A 17,633-nucleotide genomic window follows, 5' to 3' on the forward strand; every position below is an offset into this window, starting at 1 on the left:
CGGCGGTTCAGGGTTGGTCTCCGACCATGTAGGTTTTGCTGATATGGCGGAACTGCGGATGGGCAGCGCTGCCCATTAGCTCGAACACGACCATCTCGCGGGTGACGATCTGCGCACCGGCGGCACGCATGCGCGCCAGCGCTGCTGCTTTATTCGCCACGGTACGGCTGTCGCAGGCATCCTCGACGACAAAGACCTGCTTGCCCAAACCGAGCAGGCCAAGCACGGTTTGCAGTACGCACACGTGGGTCTCCATGCCGCACACGATCACCTGCTCGCGCTCGAGCAAGCTGGCCGGCAGACACTGCGCGGCCACGCAGGAAAAGTGCTGCTTGCTGACCACCTGCGCGGCCGGAGCCGCCGCCGTGAGCTCGGTCAGGGTTGACCCGAGGCCTTGCGGGTATTGTTCGGAGATTACCGTTGGCAGCTGCAGCTCGGCAGTTGCCGCGAGCAACCAGCGCGCTCGCGCCCGGGTACCGGCCGGGTCGCTCATGGCGCCAATCAGTTTTTCCTGGATATCAACGACCAGCAGCGTGGCCTTGAGCGGATCAATCAACATTGCCCATCCCTTGCGGAGGAAAACTCAAGCCTCTCGCAAGCAAGGGAGGACGTCAATCAGGCAGTCAGGCGCAGCGGCTCAAGGACCTCGCTCAGCACGCTCAGCACGCGGTCTTCGTGCTCATGAATGAAGAAGTGCCCACCCGGGAAGTGCTGCAGAGAAAACTCCCCAAGCGTTTCTCGGCTCCAGGCCTGCAACTGATCGGGACTGGCGCGATCCGTCTCGCCACCGAGCACCCGCAACGGGCAGCGCAGTAATGGCCGCTGACGATAGGCATAGCGGCCACACAGGAGAAAGTCAGCGCGCAGGATCGGCAAGGTCAGGCTCATCAGCTCCTGATTGTTCAACACCTCCTCAGGCGTACCTTGCAGACTGCGCAGCTCGGCGATCAACTCGGCGTCGCTGCGTGGCTCGCGCCAGCGGTTGCCGTCGTAGTCCTCGCGCCGAGTGGGCGCGGCGGTACCGCAGGCAAACAACGCCAACGGCGGCGGGCAACCCAGCGCCTGCAGCTCGTGGGCCAACTCAAACGCCAGCAGTGCGCCAAGGCTATGTCCAAGCAGCGCGTAAGGCGCGTTGGCTGCCAACCGTTGCTCAGCGGCCAGTTGCCTGGCCAGGCCCAGCAGGTCGGTGTGCAACGCCTCGCCCATGCGCGCACCGCGACCTGGCAACTCCACTGGACGCACCTGCAGCCAGGCAGGCAGCTTGCGCCGCCAGCGGCTATAGACCATTGCACTGGCGCCTGAGTAGGGAAGGCACAACAGGTTGACTACGCTCACCGGCAGACGCTCACTGCGCCGCCGCTGCTGCCATCTTCTGGCGCAGGCTCAGCGGTCGCATGTCGGTCCAGACCTCATCGATGTAGGCCAGGCATTCCTGCTTCAGGCCGCTTTTGCCCGCTGCGCGCCAGCCCGCCGGGATCGCTTTGTATTCAGGCCAGATCGAGTACTGCTCCTCATGGTTGAGCACCACCTGAAAAACGATATCGTCACGGTCGAAAACGGAAGTCATTGCCTGTCTCCTTGGAAGTTGCCCGCCCCAGCACGGTCGGCGCGGGGCGATGGTTGCGGCCGTCTCAACGGCACTGACTTCAAGAGAACGTAAAAGCCCCGGGCAAAATTAGTCACCCGTGGTCTTTGCAAGCGCCGCCAATGCTGTCATACATCCAGTTACATCTGCCCAGCGCTTCAAGGAGAACAACAATGCTCGGTGTGACCGACTACGGCGCCTTCGTCATCGCCTTTCTGATCCTGCTGGCCATCCCCGGTCCTGGCAACTTCGCGCTGATCACCGCTACCGGCAAGGCGGGCATCAAAGGTGGCCTGGCTGCCACGTGCGGGGTGATTCTCGGCGATCAGGTATTGATGTGGCTGGCGGTGGCTGGGGTTGCCACGCTGCTGGCGGCCTACCCCGCGGCGTTCCATGTGGTGCAGTGGGCCGGCGCGGCCTACCTCGCCTATCTGGGACTGCGCATGCTGCTCAGCAAGGCCGGCGGCGCACCGCGCGTCAGCCGCATGGACAGCGGCCATTACCTGCGCCAGACGATGATGATCACCCTGCTCAACCCCAAGGCGATCATGTTCTACATGGCGTTCTTTCCGCTGTTCATCGACCCGGTTCGGCACCAGGGCATGGTCACTTTCGCCTTCATGGCGGTAACCATCGCCGCGCTGACATTGCTTTACGGGCTGGTGGCCGTGCTGCTGACCCATCACCTGGCCGAACGCATGCGCGCCAGCCCCAAACTGTCGAATGTGCTCGAGCGCCTGGCGGGTGCTTGCCTGATTGGCTTCGGGATCAAACTGGCGGCGATGCGCTGACTCAGGCGTCGCGCAACAGGTCGTGCGCATCGAGCAGGCGGAAAGCAACTTCCGGGTTGCGCTCCAGCCCCCGGCGGATGGCTGCTGGGATGGCCTGGCGGGTCTTGCGGCACAGACCGGGCTGCTCGGCCAGTTCGATGAGGATACCGCGCATGGTGCGCACTTCGTTGAAACTGGGAGCAATGTGCACGCGGATGCCAAGCTGATCATGCATCAGCTGCTGCAAGCGGTGCAGATCTTCAAGGCCCTTGAGGTTTTCCAGGCGTTCGAGCAGACGTTTTTCTTCGTGGCGGGTCAGGCGCAGGATACGCTGCGCTGCAGGCGATGCGGCTTGCAAGTCATCGCGCCCGCAGTCGCAGGCACCGGGCGGGCAAGGTTGACGTATCGGCTGGCTGGCTGTCATGTACCTAGCATAGCCGTTGTCACCGAGCCGCAACCACCGCCGTTGCTCATCCGAGAGCGGGCAAATCGATACCCGTGCTCAGATCAGCCAGCAACCTGTCATTGCAACAGATCCTGGATCTTGTCACGCAGCGTATCCAGGTCGAACGGCTTGGCCAGGATCGGCGCCTTGCGCGCAATCGGGCTGCCGGATTCGAGGATCTCGGCTGGATAGCCGCTGATGAAAATCACCTTCAGATCAGGCCGCAGCTTGACCGCTGGCTCGGCGATCTGTACCCCGGAGATCCCACCCGGCAACCGGTAATCGGTGACGATCAGGTCCAGATGAGGCTTGCGCGCGAGAATCTCGAACGCCTGCTGGCCGTCTTCGGCAACCAGCACGTGGTAGCCCTCACCTGAAAGATAGTCGCGCAAGATCATCCGAATGGCCGGTTCATCCTCGACTACCAGTACAACATCTTGTGCATCTTCGCTCATGACAACGCCTTGGAATTCAGCAAGTTGGCCATCTGACCCCGGGCTTAAGCAGAGGTTGCCTGCGCCTGGTCGGTTTGTTGTGACAGCGCCGTCAGTGGCAGCAGCACGCTGAATGTCGCGCCTTGGCCTACCTCGCTGTCGATCTGGATCTGCCCACCATGGGCCCTGACAATCTGCTCGGAGATATACAGACCCAAGCCCAGGCCTCCGATGGCCTGCTCTGCTGCAACACGCTCGAACTGCTGGAAGATCCGCTGCTGGTTGGCGGCGCTGACGCCGATACCGTGGTCCTGCACCTGCACCCAGGCCATCCCGGCCTGCTCGAACACCCGTACCTGCACCGGTTGCCGTTGACCGTAACGCAATGCATTGGACAACAGGTTGGCTACCACTTGTTCAATCCGAAACTCATCCCACTCACCTTCAACTGTATCGCAGCATTGCAGCTCAATGTGGGTGTTGGAGGCCAGCGCCTGCGCTTCGAAGTTCTCCACCAGGCCGCTGACCAGCTGCGCCAGGTCGAACTGGCGCGGCCGCAGCGACAATTTACCGGTGCGGATGCGCGATACGTCGAGCATGTCCTCAATCAGCCTGATCAGGCTGTTGATCTGCCGCTCGTCGCGCTCGACCATGGCCTGTAGCTTGTCTTCGCTGAATGCAGCCAGGTTGCCTCGCGACAGGTGCATCTTGCGCAGCTGGGTTTCCAGAATCAGCCCGTTCAGCGGCGTGCGCACTTCATGGGACACGATCGACATGAAGTCGTCGCGCATGCGCACCGCGCGCTCCAGCTCGCCCCGCGCCACCTGTAACTGACCGAGCAACACTTCCTGCTCCTGACGGCTGCGCTCCAGGTCCTGCAGCTGGCGGTCGAGCACCTTGCGCTGGCGGTACAGATCGACAAACACCGACACTTTGCTCTTCACCGCCATGGTGTCGAGGGGTTTGTGCAAAAAGTCGACTGCGCCACTTTCGTAGCCCTTGAACGCGTAGTTCATCTCGCGCCCGGCGGCGCTGACGAAGACGATCGGGATGTGCTTGGTTTTTTCCGTGCCGCGCATCAACTCCGCCAGCTCGAAGCCGTTCATGCCGGGCATCTGCACGTCCAGAATGGCCAAGGCAAATTCGTGTTCAAGCAACAGCCCCAACGCGTCTTCGGCAGACTGCGCCTGGTGCACTTCGCGGTCTTCGCCATGGATCAGCGCGGCGAGGGCCAGCAGGTTCTCTGGCAGATCGTCGACGATCAGCAGTTTGGCGGTAATCTGGCTTAACATGCGCTGGTTTCCAGGCTGCCGAGCAATTGCCCGATGCCGCTCAAAGTAAGGATGTAGTCAGGGCTGTGCAGGGCCAATGCGGCCTCCGGCATCAGCGCGACTTGTGCGTCCTGGGGGTCCTGGACCACTGTCCGGCCTCCGCATTGTTTGATGTAGGCGAGCCCGCGCGCGCCGTCTTCATTGGCACCGGTCAGGAGCACACCAAGCAGCCGCTGGCGATAGGCATCGGCTGCCGAGGTAAACAGAAAATCAATCGCCGGGCGAGAGAAATGCACCGGCTCTTCCTGGCTCAGCGACAGGCTGAAATCCTGCTCGACCGACAAATGATAGGCCGGCCCGGCCACGTAGATAAGCCCAGGCTCGATCAACGCCTTGTCACGCGCCTCCCGCACGGGTCGCTGCACCTTGCGCTGCAACACTTCGGCAAGCTGGCTATGGCGGTCATCCGGCAGGTGCAGCACGCACAGCACCGGCACGGCGAAGCCCTGCGGCAGGCTGCCGAGTACGGTGAACAGGGCTGCGACGCCACCCGCCGAAGCGCCGATCACTACCGCATCGACGCCCGTCATGATTTACGGAAGATCCGTTCAGGTTTGACCAAGGGCTCGAACTGCTCGCTGTAAGCAGAAAAATCCACCGACTCCTTGCTGCCCAGCACCAGAAAGCCGCGGTGGCACAGCGACTCGTGGAACAGCCCAAAGGCGCGGTCCTGCAAACTCTTGTTGAAGTAGATCAGCACGTTGCGGCACGACACCAACTGGGTTTCCGAGAACACACTGTCGGTGGCCAGGCTGTGGTCGGCAAAGGTCACGTTGTCGCGCAGGCTGCTGTCCATGATCGCGTTGCCGTAGGCGCTGGTGTAGTACTCGCTGAAGTCCCGGCGGCCACCGGCCTTGCGGTAGTTTTCTTCATAGCCCTGCATGTTCTGCATCGAATAGATGCCCTGCTTGGCTTTCTCCAGCGAATTCGGGTTGATATCGGTGGCGTAGATGATGGTGCGCTCGAGCAGGCCTTCCTCGCGCAGGAGGATGGCCATCGAGTACACCTCTTCACCGGTGCTGCAACCAGCGATCCAGATCTTCAGCGACGGCCAGGTGCGCAACAACGGCACGACTTCTTCGCGCAGTGCAAGAAAATGCCCAGGGTCGCGAAACATCTCGCTGACCGGGATCGTCAGGTACTGCAGCAACTGCATGAACATGCCCGGGTCATGCAGCACCCGCTCCTGCAGCGCCGACACCGTACGGCAGTCGAACTGACGCAGCGCATGCAGGATGCGGCGCTTGATCGACGCCCCGGAGTAATCGCGGAAGTCGTAGCTGTACTTGAGATAGATCGCCTCGATCAGCAATCGGATCTCGATGTCGGTGTTGCGCTCGCTAGTCAAATTCGCTCCAGTTGCGGCAGCCAGACGCGGATCAGTGAGAACAGCCGGTCCAGATCAATCGGTTTGGCCAGATAATCATTGGCCCCAGCCTGCAGACAGCGCTGCTGGTCGTCTTTCATCGCCTTGGCGGTCACGGCAATGATCGGTAGTTTGCGCCAGCGCGCTTGCTGGCGAATCAAGCGAGTAGCCTCGTAGCCGTCCATTTCCGGCATCATCACGTCCATCAGCACCAGGTCGATGTCGTCGTGAAGCTCCAGCTGCTCCAGCGCTTCGCGTCCGTTGCGGCCGATCTCGACGATGGCGCCCTTGTGTTCCAGGGCGCTGGTCAGGGCGAAGATGTTGCGCACGTCGTCATCGACCAGAAGGATCTTGCGGCCCTCGAACACTTTGTCACGGCTGCGCGCCGTCTTCAGCATGCGCTGACGCTCGTTGGACAACTGCGCCTCGACCTTGTGCAGGAACAACGTCACTTCATCGAGCAGACGCTCCGGCGAGCGCGCGCCCTTGATGATGATCGAGCGCGAGTACTTGAGCAGCTCGGTTTCTTCTTCGCGGGTGAGGTTGCGCCCGGTATAGACGATGACCGGCGGGAACGCGCGAATATCTTCAGCCGTCATTCGCTTGAGCAGCTCGTTGCCGAGCATGTCGGGCAGCTTGAGGTCGATGATCATACAGTCATAGATGTTCTCGCGCAGCAGCTCGAGTGCATCCTGAGCCAACGCCACCGCCGTGATTTCGATGTCGTCGTCCCCGATCAGGCGGGCAATGCTCTCGCGCTGCAGGTCGTCGTCTTCAACCAGCAGGATGCGTTTGAGCTTCTGGGTCAGCTTGGCTTCGAGCAGGCCGAACACCTCTTTGAGCTCTTCGCGACTGGTCGGCTTGACCGCGTAACCGACCGCGCCCATGTGCATGGCCGCTTCGACACGGTCTTCGACCGAGATGATATGCACAGGAATATGGCGCGTGCTGGCCTGCTCCTTGAGCCTCTGCAGCACGGTCAGGCCGGAATGGTCAGGCAGGCGCATATCGAGCAGGACCGCATCTGGCAGGTACTGCGCCGCCAGCCGGAAGCCCTCGTCGGCGCTCTGCGCGGCCAGGCAGTTGTAACCCAGCTCATGGGCCAGGTCGAAGAGAATACGGGCGAAGTTCGGCTCGTCCTCGATCACCAGAATGCAGCGTTTGCTGAACGGCGCCAGCTCGCGGTCATCGGCAAACGCGTGGCGCGGCAGCGGTACTGCTGCTGGCACCTGCGGCGCAGCCGGCAACTGATCGACAGCTGGGCGCAGGGTCTGCACCTCGACCGGCTCATCCGACTCATAGCGCTCGGGCATGATCAGGCTGAACACGCTGCCTTGGCCGGGGCTGCTGTCGAGGCTGATCTGGCCACCGAGCAGATGGGCCAGGTCGCGCGAAATCGACAGGCCCAGCCCGGTGCCACCGTAACGGCGATTGCTGGTGCCGTCGACCTGATGGAAGGCGCCGAAAATCGCCTGCTGTTGATCCGGCGCAATGCCGATACCACTGTCGCGCACGGCAAACACCAGGCCGACGCCGGCCTGCTTGCTGATGGTCATGCTGACCTGACCACGCTCGGTGAACTTGATCGCATTCGAAAGCAGGTTCTTGAGGATCTGCTCCAGGCGCTGGCGGTCGGTGAACAGCGTCGCCGGCAGCGGGTGCTCGAGCACGACCTGGAAGTCCAGGCCTTTGTCTTTGGCCAGCGGCACGAACATGCTGCGCAGGCCTTCGACCAGGCGCTCGACCTGGGTCGTCTCGGGGCGCACTTCAAGCTTGCCCGCCTCGACCTTGGCGATGTCCAGAATGTCATTGATCAGGTTGAGCAGATCGTTGCCAGCCGAATAGATCGAATCGGCGAACTTGACCTGTTCGGCGGTGAGGTTACCCTCGTCGTTTTCGGCGAGCAGCTTGGCCAGGATCAGCGAGCTGTTCAGCGGCGTGCGCAGCTCGTGGGACATGTTGGCGAGGAATTCTGATTTGTACTTGCTCGAGCGCTGCAAGTCTTCGGCGCGGGCCTGCAGCTCTTGCTGGGCTTCATTGAGCTCGCTGTTCTTGCGATCGAGTGCCTCGGTGCGCTCGGACAAGCTCTCGTTGGTCTGCTCAAGCTCGGCCTGCTGCGTCTCAAGGTGCGCTTGCGATTCCTTCAGCACGCGGGACTGTTCTTCCAGCTCCTCATTGGCAGTCTTGAGCTCTTCCTGTTGCACCTGCAGTTCTTCGTTGAGCTGCTGGGTTTCGGCCAGCACCTCTTGCAGACGCTGACGGTAGCGGGCGCTCTCGATCGACATGCCGAGGTTTTCGGCAACGCGCTCGACGATCTCCTGGTCACGCTCGCTCAGCGGGCGCAGGAAGCCAAGTTCGACGACGCCATTGATCTGGCCATTGTCGCGAGTCGGCATCAACAGTGCGCTGCGCGGCAAGCCGCTGCCCAGACCCGAGCTGAGGCGGAAGTAATCTTCCGGCAGCTGATCGAGGCGCACCACGCGCGACTGGCGCACCGCTTCCGACACCAAGCCCTCGTCGACGCCCAGCGCCTGCGTACGCAGTTGCTCCTCGGCGCTCAGGCCGTAACTGGCGACACGGACCAGGCTGCCGTGCTCGTTACGCACATACAACGCGCCAACCACACTGCCCAGGTACGTCGCAAAAAACTGCAGGATGTTGTCGCCCAGCATCGGCAGGGTCAACTGCCCCAGCACTTGCTCGGCCAGCTGGGTCTGGCCATTACGCAGCCAGGCATTGTGTTCAAGGCGTTCATTGGCGCGCTGCTGCGCCTGCATGTTACCTACGTAGCTGTCCGACAACGCCAGCAAATCGCGGCGTCCCAGATACGCCAGCAGGCCGCTGAGCGCGACGATAAACAGTACGAAGGTGGTAATCGCGGTGACGGTAACCGTGTTGACGGTCTGGTTACGGACCTGGCGCAGTTGCTGTTCGTTGCCGATGAAGTCGTCAAACTCTTTGCGCACCTCGTCGGTGATACGCTTGCCGCGGCCGTTGGTGATCGCCTGCTGGAATCCGCCCTGAGTCCGGCGCAGGGTGATCATCTCCTGGCCAAAATCGTTCCAGGCATGTTGCAGCGCGCTCAGCCGATCAATCCGGTCGACCTGCGCCGGGTTGTCTGCCACCAGCTCGCGCAAGCTGTCCAGGCTTGCGAATATACGCGGCTTGGCCACCTCGTAAGGGTCCAGGAACCGCTCGTCACCGGTGATCAGAAACCCGCGCATGCCGGTTTCCATGTCGATCGAAAGTTTCAGCGTTTCGTTGGCATTGCCAATCACGCGGTCGGTGTGTTCGACCCATTGCATGGCCGAGAGCAGGTAGCTGATTACCGCGACAAACGCCACGGCGCCAAGCAGGCCCACGCCAAGTGGCAAGCCGACGTTGCGGCTTAACAGCTTGCGAAAGCTCTGCTGGTCCATAGAAGCTGCTTGAATCATCTGATAACGCCCGAGCGAATTAACCGTTGAATACCGAGGGTGCCGGCACCTGCAAGATGTTGCTGCAGTGTCCCACTGGCGGGTCTGACAGCGAAGTCTAACCAGCTTTGCCATTTATGGCAGGGGCATTTAGCCAGTATTTGAGAACGGAGTGCGCCAATCGTTCCATCTGATTGCAGTGAACGTTATATTGGGAACTTCTGGGCCTGATACGGGCACAGAGTAGAGACACTTATCTGGTACAGGACCGCGACATGCACCCCCTTCTAGTAGTCGAAGACGACGACATCGTACGTATGCTGATGGTCGAAGTGCTCGAGGATCTTGGCTATAAGGTGATCGAAGCAGCAGACGCCACCAGTGCCCTGGTTATCCTCAATGACTCTGCAACGCCGTTGGACCTGCTGATGACCGACGTCGGCTTGCCCGATATGAGCGGTCAGGATCTGGCGGGTAAAGCACGGGAAATTCGCCCGCTGCTACCCGTGCTGTTTGCCAGTGGTTATGCCGACAGCTTGAGCGTGCCGGAAGGCATGCACTCGATCGGCAAGCCGTTCAGTATCGACCAGTTGCGCGACAAGGTCGTGCAGATGATCGGGCCTGCAGACTCAACGCAGGCCTGACTCACAGCTAAAAGACAGCTGTCACAACTTGGTTGCAGCGGGCCGGGCGCCGTCGATTTGGCTCACTGTAATCAAGCGCTCGCTGGCCGGCACCGGCCGTCCATACAAGAATCCCTGGAAGTGCGAGCAACCCTCGGCGCGCAGCAGTTCCATCTGTTCGGGCGTCTCGACCCCTTCTGCAGTGGTCTTGATCATCAGGCTGCTGGACAGTTCAGTGATGGCGCGGATGATCGACATCGCTTCGCGACTGTCACACATGTCATTGACGAACGACTTGTCGATCTTGATTCGATCGAACGGGAACGAGCGCAGATACCCCAGCGATGAATAGCCGGTGCCGAAATCGTCCAGCGAGATCGACGCACCGAGCTCCTTCAGCGCCCGCAGGGTATTGACGTTCTCTTCGCTGTTACCCAATAGAACCGATTCAGTGATCTCCAGCTCCAGACGGTGAGCAGGTAAGCCCGAGTCCGCCAATGCCAAAGTCACGACGTGTAACAGGTTGCCGCTTTTGAACTGCACGGGCGAGAGGTTGACCGACACCACCTGATCGGTGCCCCAGGTGGCCGCCTCCTGGCAGGCAAGATTCAGCGCGCGGGCGCCTATCTCGTGAATCAGCCCGGTTTCTTCGGCGATCGGAATAAAGTCCATCGGCATGATCATGCCGCGAATGGGATGCTCCCAGCGCAGCAATGCTTCGTAACCCGTGACCGCATGGGTCTGCTGGTCGACCACCGGCTGGTAATGCAGTTGCAACTGGCCCAGATGCAAGGCAGTGCGCAGGTCGGTTTCAACCAGACGGCGCTGACGGGCGGCATTGTCGAGTTCGAGATGGAAGCACTCATAACGATTGCGGCCGTTGCGCTTGGCCTCGTACAAAGCCATGTCGGCGTAGCCCAGCAGTTGCTCGGCGTGTTCATGGTCATTCGGCGCAATGGCGATGCCGATACTGACGCCAACGCTGAACTGATGGCCTTCGATACGAAATACCGGGGCCATCGCCTCGATCAGGCGACGGGCGGTGACACAGGCGGCTTGCGGGCTGTCCATGCCGTTGAGGACGACAGCGAACTCATCCCCGCCAAGCCGCGCCAAGGTGTCCTGATCGCGCAGTTCACCGCGCAGGCGAGTGCCCAGCGCACGCAGCAGCTTGTCACCGAAGGCGTGGCCGAGGGAGTCGTTGATGTTCTTGAAGTTGTCCAGGTCCAGGCACAACGCGGCGGTGAGCTTGCCACTCTCCTCTGCGCGCAGCAGCGCCTGCTTCAGGCGTTCATGGAACAACGTGCGGTTAGGCAACCCGGTCAAGGCATCGTGGTGCGCCATATGATGGATCTGCGCATGCGCGGCCAGCTCTTCGGTCGCATCCTCAGCCACGAACAGCACATAATCCGGCTGGCCGTCGCGGTTTTCGCTGAGCGATGCTCGGCTGCGCAAGATTCGCGGGCCACAGGCCGTATTCACCCGAGTTTCCGAGGCGTAGCCCTTGCTACTGCGCGAACCACGCGTCAACTGCTGCTGGAGGTAATCGGCCGCCTCTGGCTGCAGGCAGTCCTCTGGCAACTGGCCGATCATGCTCGCACCCTGGCCGCCAAACAGACGTTCGGCCTGCTGATTGGCCAACAGGATGCGATGGCTGTCGAGATCCTGGACGATCAGGCTGGCCGGGATGTTGGCGATCACCGAGTCGAGAAAACGCGACAGGTCGGCCATTTCCTGACTATGCTGCTCGGCTAGCTCCTTGGCCTTGAGCAACTCCTGCTCGTAGCGATGGCGCTCGGACACGTCGCGGGTGATCTTGGCAAAACCGAGCAGTTGCCCGTCAGTATCGAGCACCGCATCGATGACCACATGCGCACGGAACGCGCTGCCGTCCTTGCGTAGTCGCCACCCCTGCTCTTCAAACCGTCCGGTGCTGCGGGCCAGTTCCAGATTGCGCTGCGGGATCCCGGCAGCGCGATCCTCATGGTCATAGAACAGCGAGTAGTGCTGCCCGACTATTTCCTCGGCGCTGTAGCCCTTGGCGCGTTGCGCCCCCGGATTCCAGTTGGCGACCACGCCTTCGGGCGTGAGCATGTAGATGGCGTAATCCACCACACTCTGAATCAACAGGCGATACATGACGTCGGGATTACTGACTAGCGACATGAGCTTCTCTGATGGGCAACACGCACAAGAAAAGGCCCGGCGGGAAGGCCGGGCCGGAGCAGACAATGGCATTATGCCGCGCAGGAGAGTTCTTTGTGAACTTGATAAGAGCCTAGCGGCCGCTTGTGCCCTGCCCTGCGATAGCAGCGACTGCGTCAACCTCTATCAGCATCCCATCAAGCGCCAGACGTGGCACCGGAATTAGCGTGCAGGTGGGCTTCATGTGCTCGCCCCAGGCCTGATCTGCCGCCTGCACCCATTGGCGCAGACGCTCTTCGCTGTGATCAACGATAAGCAAGGTGAGTTTGAATACATCGCCCAGACCGGCACCTTTTGAAGCCAGCGCCAGCTGCAGGTTGAGCAACGCCTGGGCCACCTGCTCAGCAAACAGTGCTGAAAGGTTACCCTGAGCGTTTTCGCCGCCCTGCCCGGCTACATACAGCAGGCAGCTGTCGGAGCGGACCTGAGCAACATGCGAATAAGCATTGGCGCTGGGGTCATAAAGGCTGTCGGGATTGGACAATTGGAAAACGGGGGACATGCGGTCGCTCCATCGAGTGAAAGAACGACCGAGTATCAAACCTCAGGTTAACCCGAGGTCAAGAGGATTATTTTTCTTCCAGCACATGACGGCCTTTGACCGCCCGCGGGCCGCGCCACATCCAGAACAACAGCCCAGGCACTGGCGCGTAGACGACAAAGACGATCCAGAGCATTTTTCGCTCCGCTCGCCGTTCACTGCCGATGATGTTCCAGATCGCCCAGATTTCCAGGGCGATGACCACAGCGGCGACGATGATCCAGATCGTTCCGATTTCCATAAGCGTCCTCCCGTGAGCATGTAATGCTTTGGTCCCGCAGAGGGCGCAAGGGTTCATTCCGATTCGGCCCGTCTCAGGGCTTCGTCACCTGATCCAGCGCACTTTGCAGCGCCTTGGCATCGCTGAACTGCTGTTGTGCTACCACGCGACTGTGGTCCAGTTGCAACCAGAGCACCTGGCCTTCCTGCCCAGGGTAACGGCTGGCGACTTCACCTTGACGATCAAGCATGACCCGGTAGCTGTAGTCACGCATGGCTGGAATGGCGAACAGCTTGCTGATTATAGACGGCATACGCTGGATATCCGCGACGAACACCGCATGCCGCGCCTCCAGATACCCCTTGGGCTGCTCAGCGATGGCCGCCTTGACCAGCTTGGCGCCGTCCATGTCACGGGCCACAAGCAGAATGCGCGTGTCGCCATCCAGAGTGTAGCTCTGGTCGTGCTGATCCTGCAGGGTCCAGGGCGCGAGTTGATCGCCAACTGCAACGGCATTGGCCACGAGCGGCAGGCAGGTAAGTAACAGGGCGGCGGCGAATTTCATCTGGATTACTCGGATTGACGGCCTGCCAGCATAGAGCATGTCGCCAATAACGACCTCAACTACCACCCCAGCGCCGCCTCTGTTGTCTTTGCCCGGTGCCCGCAGCACACTCACCGCGTCAGCCAGGAAGCGGAGCCGGCAGTGGCCACACCTCGTCAATTCAGCAAGAAGACCAGCACCAGCAACATGTTCCGGACCAAGTCCGCAGATGCCAGTGTGCACAAGCCCTACCAGGTCGATTTCGTCTTGCTCGAACACTTCTCGATGGCCAGTTTCACCGTGGCCATGGACGTACTGGTCACGGCCAACCTGCTGCGCGCCGACAGCTTCGGCTTCACCCCGTTGTCGCTGGATGGCGAACGCGTGCAAAGCGACCTGGGCCTTGAGCTGATCGCCACCGATCTGGATCCGGCAACCCTCAAGCAGGCTGATCTGTTGATCATCTGCGGCGGTTTGCGTACTCCACTCAAGTACCCGGCGCTGGATCGGCTACTGCAGGATTGCAACCATCATGGCCTGGCCTTGGGCGGGCTGTGGAACGGTGCGTGGTTTCTCGGGCGGGCCGGAGTTTTGAGTGACTATGGCTGCAGCGTTCACCCCGAACAGCGTGCCAGCTTGGCCGAGCGCAGCCCGCAAACGCGGATCACCCCGGCAAGCTTTACCCTTGACCGTGATCGGCTGACAGCAGCCAGCCCCAATGGCGCGATGGAATTGATGCTTGGGCTGGTACGGCGCTTGTACGGTGACGCCCTGGCCGAAGGCGTCGAGGAGATTCTATCGTTCTCCGGGGCGCGCTACCGCCAGGTCGGACCTGGCGCGAAAAAATCCATGAGCCTGCACCTGCGCACCATTGTCGAACTGATGGAAAACAACCTCGAAGAGACCCTCAGCCTGGACCAACTGGCCGCTTACAGTGACCGCTCGCGGCGCCAGATCGACCGCCTGTTCCAGGCGCAACTGGGCACCTCGCCGCGGCGCTACTACATGGAGCTGCGCATCACCAAGAGCCGCCGCCTGCTGCAGTACTCGGACCTGTCGGTGATGGAAGTCGCCGTCGCCTGCGGGTTTGTCTCGGTGTCGCACTTCAGCAAGTGCTATGCAGCCTACTTTGGCTATCCGCCGTCGCGCGAGCAACGCCTGGGCGAATAGCCCGTTCAGGCACGGATATAGCGCAGCACGACGTCGCCGATCATCTGTTTGTGGCGCTGCTTGACCTGGTCATCGGTCATGTCGATCTGGAAGATCTCGCTGAAGGTGTGCCGGTTGGAGACCCGGTAGAAGCAGAACGAGCTCATCAGCATATGCAGGTCGATGACTTCTATACCCTCGCGGAACACGCCCTCGGCAACGCCGCGCTCGAGCGTGTGACCCAGTGTCTCCAGCACCACGCTGCTCATCTCGCGAATGACCGGTGATTGCTTGACGTATTCGCCATAGTGGATGTTTTCAGTCGAGACGATACGTACGAAGTCGACGTTGTGGTCGTGGTGGTCGAAGGTGAACTCCACCAGCCGGCGGATGGCCTGCTCTGGCGGCAAGGTCTCCAGATCGAGGCCGCGCTCGGTCTTGCGAATGTCGCCATAGAGCTTGACCAGGCACTCGACGTAGAGCTGCTCCTTGCTGCCGAAGTAGTAATAGATCATGCGCTTGGAGGTGGCAGTGCGCTCGGCGATGGCATCGACACGGGCGCCGGCCAGGCCTTGCTGAACGAACTCGCCAATGGCGGCCTGGAGGATGTCCTCGCGGGTCTTCTCCGGGTTGTTCTTGCGCGATTTGCGCGCCCCTTCCAGGGCGGGCTCGCCGAGGCTGACTACGGAATCACTCATACCCACTCACAGGCTAATTATTGGAATTGGAGGGATTATCCGTGACTGCTGCGACGCAGGGAAGCACGCAGATGGTCGCATTGGTCAGGTTTTGTGCCAGGTGCGCCGGCCACTGGGCCGGCGCTTGCCTTACAACACAGGTTTGCGTGCTGCCCCGCTGCGGGCCTTGGCCATGGCCGCCAGGCGGACCGCGACGTTGGCTGCGCCGTAACCGGCATAACCACCCTTGCGCTGGATGATTTCGAAGAAGAAACGCTCTTCGAACGGCTCGGTATACACGTGGAACAGCTCGCCGCCTTGGGCGTCACGGTCGTACAGCACGTTGTAGTAGGCCAGCTCACTGAGGAACTCGTCGTCGAAATCAAACCGCGCAGCGAGGTCGTCGTAGTAGTTCAGGGGGATTTCCAGCAGCGGCACACCGGCGTTTTTTGCCCGCGCCACTTCACTGAAGATGTCGGCACAGTCAAAGGCGATGTGGTGGACGCCCGAGCCACGATAGCTGGACAACGCGTGGGCAATCGCAGTGTTGCGGTTCTCCGAGATATTCAGCGGCAAGCGCAGGGTGCCACACTGGCTGCGCAAGGCACGGCTCTTGACCAGGCCGTAGGGGTCGGGCAAGACCACCTCGTCGTCGGCCTCGAAGTCGAACAGGCTCTTGTAGAACAGCACCCAACTGTCCAGCGATTCGGCCGGCAGGGCCAGGGCCATGTGGTCGATACGTTGCAGGCCACCACTGGCGCCGCTGGCGGCATCCAGACGGAAATCGCTGTCGTAGATGGTATGCCCGGCACCGGCCTGCTCGACCAGGTAGATCAGGCTGCCATCCGGCGCACGCACGGCCGGGATCTCGCGCTCGTTGGGCCCGACCAGGCCACGGAATGGCTGGCCACGGTAGGCGGTGGCACGCTGCAAGGCAGCCTGGCCGTCCTTGACCCGCAGTGCGGTGGCGCACAACGAAGGGCCATGGGCTTCGAAGAAGTTATGCGCGAATGAATAGGGCTCAGCGTTGAGCACGATGTTGATATCGCCTTGGCGCAGCAGCCGGACACCCTTGCTGCGGTGTGCACCCGCCTCGACAAAGCCCAGGCGCTTGAGCCAACCACTCAGACGTGCCCCTACCGCTTCATCGACGGCAAACTCAAGGAACTCGACACCGTCGTAGGTACTGGCTGGCGCCGGGTCAAACAGTACCTCAGGCTCGATCGGCTGGGCCTCACGCTGCAATTGCAGGCGGGTTTTTTCTTCCAGGTACAACAGCGAACGCAGGCCATCGGCAGCGTTCTGCCGGGTAGGTGCAGCGCGGAAGCCATCGTTGAAGATTTCCAGCGACAACGGCCCACGGTAACCGGTCTGCAGAATCGGTGCGAGGAAACCGGCCAGGTCCATTTCGCCTTGCCCCGGGAAGCAGCGGAAGTGGCGGCTCCACTCCAGCACGTCCATGGCCAGGATCGGCGCATCGGCCATTTGCACGAAGAAAATCTTGTCGCCCGGAATCTGCCGGATTGCACTCGGGTCGCCCTTGAGCGACAGGGTGTGGAAGCTGTCGAGGATCACCCCCAGCGCCGGGTGATCGGCTTGGCGTACCAGGTTCCAGACCTGCTGGTAGGTATTGACGTGACGGCCCCAGGCCAAGGCTTCGTAGCCAATACGCAGGCCGCGGGCTCCAGCATGTTCGGCCAGCAGGCGCAGGTCGTCGACCAGGATCTGCTCATCGCTCAGCGCGTCCGCCTGTACGTTGCTGCACACCAGCACCAAATCCGTGCCCAGCTCCTGCATCAGGTCGAACTTGCGCTCGGCGCGGTCGAGGTTTTTCTGCAGACGGTCGCGGCGGCAGCCTTCGAAGTCACGAAATGGCTGGAACAGGGTGATGGCGATGCCCAGATCGGCGCACATCTGGCGGATCTCGCGCGGGCTGCCGGCGTAATAGAGCAGGTCATTTTCGAAAATCTCGACGCCGTCAAAGCCGGCTGCGGCGATGGCTTCGAGTTTTTCTGGCAGAGTGCCGCTCAAGGACACGGTGGCAATCGAACGCTGCATGCTGGAGTTCCTTGTTATTTGAGAAGCGTCAGCCAAAAAACCCTTGCAGGTGCTTGGCAGAATCGATTATTCGCGGGTAAAGTCCCGCCATCAATGACTTTTGTACGAAACAGTTAGTTTTTGTTCGATTACCGAACAAAAGCGAATTTGGCGAATTGATTCGGTGCTCGAGCCTGGGCAACCATGAATCCAGTTACAGACCATTCGAACTCCTCACTGCCCTGCGAACGTTCAGCGGACCCTGTACCGACAAGCCCAGCGTCACGACA

Annotated in this window: 18 protein-coding genes; 3 read left to right on the forward strand and 15 right to left on the reverse strand. The window is 61.1% G+C overall.

The annotated features are described in order from the left end of the window. Positions 1–7: 7 nt before the first annotated feature. Genes IDM28_RS13640 through IDM28_RS13650 form a run of 3 tightly spaced genes read right to left on the reverse strand, consistent with a single transcriptional unit; the run spans position 8 to position 1,567 of the window. Positions 8–559: an isochorismatase family protein gene (locus tag IDM28_RS13640; protein ID WP_188036238.1), complete on the reverse strand. Its 552-nt coding sequence runs from the start codon at positions 557–559 to the stop codon at positions 8–10. Positions 560–615: 56 nt separating this feature from the next. Beyond that, positions 616–1,335 (reverse strand): thioesterase II family protein, encoded by a 720-nt coding sequence (locus tag IDM28_RS13645; protein WP_188036239.1) that lies wholly within the window; start codon positions 1,333–1,335, stop codon positions 616–618. A gap of 10 nt (positions 1,336–1,345) precedes the next feature. Then, entirely contained in the window at positions 1,346–1,567 is a 222-nt protein-coding gene (locus IDM28_RS13650) for an MbtH family protein (RefSeq protein ID WP_101320296.1), read from the reverse strand. Between the two features lie 191 nt (positions 1,568–1,758). On the opposite strand from IDM28_RS13650, the gene IDM28_RS13655 reads away from it, so the two are divergent. After that, complete coding sequence (locus tag IDM28_RS13655) at positions 1,759–2,376, forward strand: LysE family transporter (RefSeq protein WP_103437747.1); 618 nt, start codon at positions 1,759–1,761, stop codon at positions 2,374–2,376. Between the two features lies 1 nt (position 2,377). On the opposite strand, the gene IDM28_RS13660 is transcribed toward IDM28_RS13655, so the two are convergent. The 6 genes from IDM28_RS13660 to IDM28_RS13685 form a co-directional block, all read right to left on the reverse strand. Further along, complete coding sequence (locus tag IDM28_RS13660) at positions 2,378–2,779, reverse strand: hypothetical protein (protein WP_101320300.1); 402 nt, start codon at positions 2,777–2,779, stop codon at positions 2,378–2,380. Positions 2,780–2,877: 98 nt separating this feature from the next. After that, a complete protein-coding gene (locus IDM28_RS13665) occupies positions 2,878–3,255 on the reverse strand; it encodes a response regulator (RefSeq protein WP_101320302.1) in 378 nt (125 codons plus the stop codon). A gap of 44 nt (positions 3,256–3,299) precedes the next feature. Continuing rightward, entirely contained in the window at positions 3,300–4,526 is a 1,227-nt protein-coding gene (locus tag IDM28_RS13670) for a hybrid sensor histidine kinase/response regulator (RefSeq protein WP_101320304.1), read from the reverse strand. Beyond that, entirely contained in the window at positions 4,520–5,095 is a 576-nt protein-coding gene (locus IDM28_RS13675) for a chemotaxis protein CheB (protein ID WP_150568939.1), read from the reverse strand. The genes IDM28_RS13670 and IDM28_RS13675 overlap by 7 nt, the downstream gene beginning before the upstream one ends. Continuing rightward, complete coding sequence (locus tag IDM28_RS13680) at positions 5,092–5,913, reverse strand: CheR family methyltransferase (protein ID WP_101320309.1); 822 nt, start codon at positions 5,911–5,913, stop codon at positions 5,092–5,094. Before IDM28_RS13680 ends, IDM28_RS13675 begins: the two co-directional genes overlap by 4 nt. Further along, positions 5,910–9,368, reverse strand: coding sequence for a response regulator (locus IDM28_RS13685; RefSeq protein WP_150571777.1), 3,459 nt, complete (start codon positions 9,366–9,368; stop codon positions 5,910–5,912). Before IDM28_RS13685 ends, IDM28_RS13680 begins: the two co-directional genes overlap by 4 nt. Positions 9,369–9,622: 254 nt before the next feature. Here IDM28_RS13685 and IDM28_RS13690 point away from each other — a divergent pair, with 254 nt between their 5' ends. Then, on the forward strand, positions 9,623–9,991 hold the full coding sequence (locus IDM28_RS13690; protein WP_181106665.1) for a response regulator: 369 nt from the start codon (positions 9,623–9,625) through the stop codon (positions 9,989–9,991). Between the two features lie 21 nt (positions 9,992–10,012). Here the strand turns inward: IDM28_RS13690 and IDM28_RS13695 are convergent, their stop codons facing one another. The 4 genes from IDM28_RS13695 to IDM28_RS13710 all read right to left on the reverse strand — a co-directional run bounded on the left by IDM28_RS13695 (position 10,013) and on the right by IDM28_RS13710 (position 13,501). Beyond that, the gene (locus IDM28_RS13695) at positions 10,013–12,136 is read right to left on the reverse strand and encodes an EAL domain-containing protein (protein WP_188036240.1); all 2,124 of its coding nucleotides are present in this window, start codon (positions 12,134–12,136) and stop codon (positions 10,013–10,015) included. Positions 12,137–12,248: 112 nt separating this feature from the next. After that, on the reverse strand, positions 12,249–12,677 hold the full coding sequence (locus IDM28_RS13700; protein ID WP_188036241.1) for a RidA family protein: 429 nt from the start codon (positions 12,675–12,677) through the stop codon (positions 12,249–12,251). A 67-nt stretch (positions 12,678–12,744) separates the two neighbouring features. Continuing rightward, positions 12,745–12,957 (reverse strand): PLDc N-terminal domain-containing protein, encoded by a 213-nt coding sequence (locus IDM28_RS13705; protein ID WP_101320321.1) that lies wholly within the window; start codon positions 12,955–12,957, stop codon positions 12,745–12,747. Positions 12,958–13,030: 73 nt separating this feature from the next. Then, entirely contained in the window at positions 13,031–13,501 is a 471-nt protein-coding gene (locus tag IDM28_RS13710; protein WP_101320323.1) for an FAD/FMN-containing dehydrogenase, read from the reverse strand. Between the two features lie 141 nt (positions 13,502–13,642). On the opposite strand from IDM28_RS13710, the gene IDM28_RS13715 reads away from it, so the two are divergent. Continuing rightward, the gene (locus tag IDM28_RS13715) at positions 13,643–14,650 is read left to right on the forward strand and encodes a GlxA family transcriptional regulator (RefSeq protein ID WP_101320326.1); all 1,008 of its coding nucleotides are present in this window, start codon (positions 13,643–13,645) and stop codon (positions 14,648–14,650) included. A 5-nt stretch (positions 14,651–14,655) separates the two neighbouring features. Here the strand turns inward: IDM28_RS13715 and IDM28_RS13720 are convergent, their stop codons facing one another. Both IDM28_RS13720 and quiC read right to left on the reverse strand, forming a co-directional pair. Then, positions 14,656–15,327 carry a TetR/AcrR family transcriptional regulator gene (locus tag IDM28_RS13720; RefSeq protein WP_150568934.1) on the reverse strand — a complete coding sequence of 224 codons (672 nt, stop codon included), beginning with the start codon at positions 15,325–15,327 and terminating at the stop codon, positions 14,656–14,658. A gap of 129 nt (positions 15,328–15,456) precedes the next feature. Next, positions 15,457–17,364, reverse strand: coding sequence for a 3-dehydroshikimate dehydratase QuiC (gene quiC, locus IDM28_RS13725; RefSeq protein WP_101320331.1), 1,908 nt, complete (start codon positions 17,362–17,364; stop codon positions 15,457–15,459). Positions 17,365–17,633 lie beyond the last annotated feature (269 nt).

Source organism: Pseudomonas sp. EZ-C24 (assembly GCF_014525325.1).
Taxonomy (GTDB): Bacteria; Pseudomonadota; Gammaproteobacteria; order Pseudomonadales; family Pseudomonadaceae; genus Aquipseudomonas; species Aquipseudomonas shirazensis.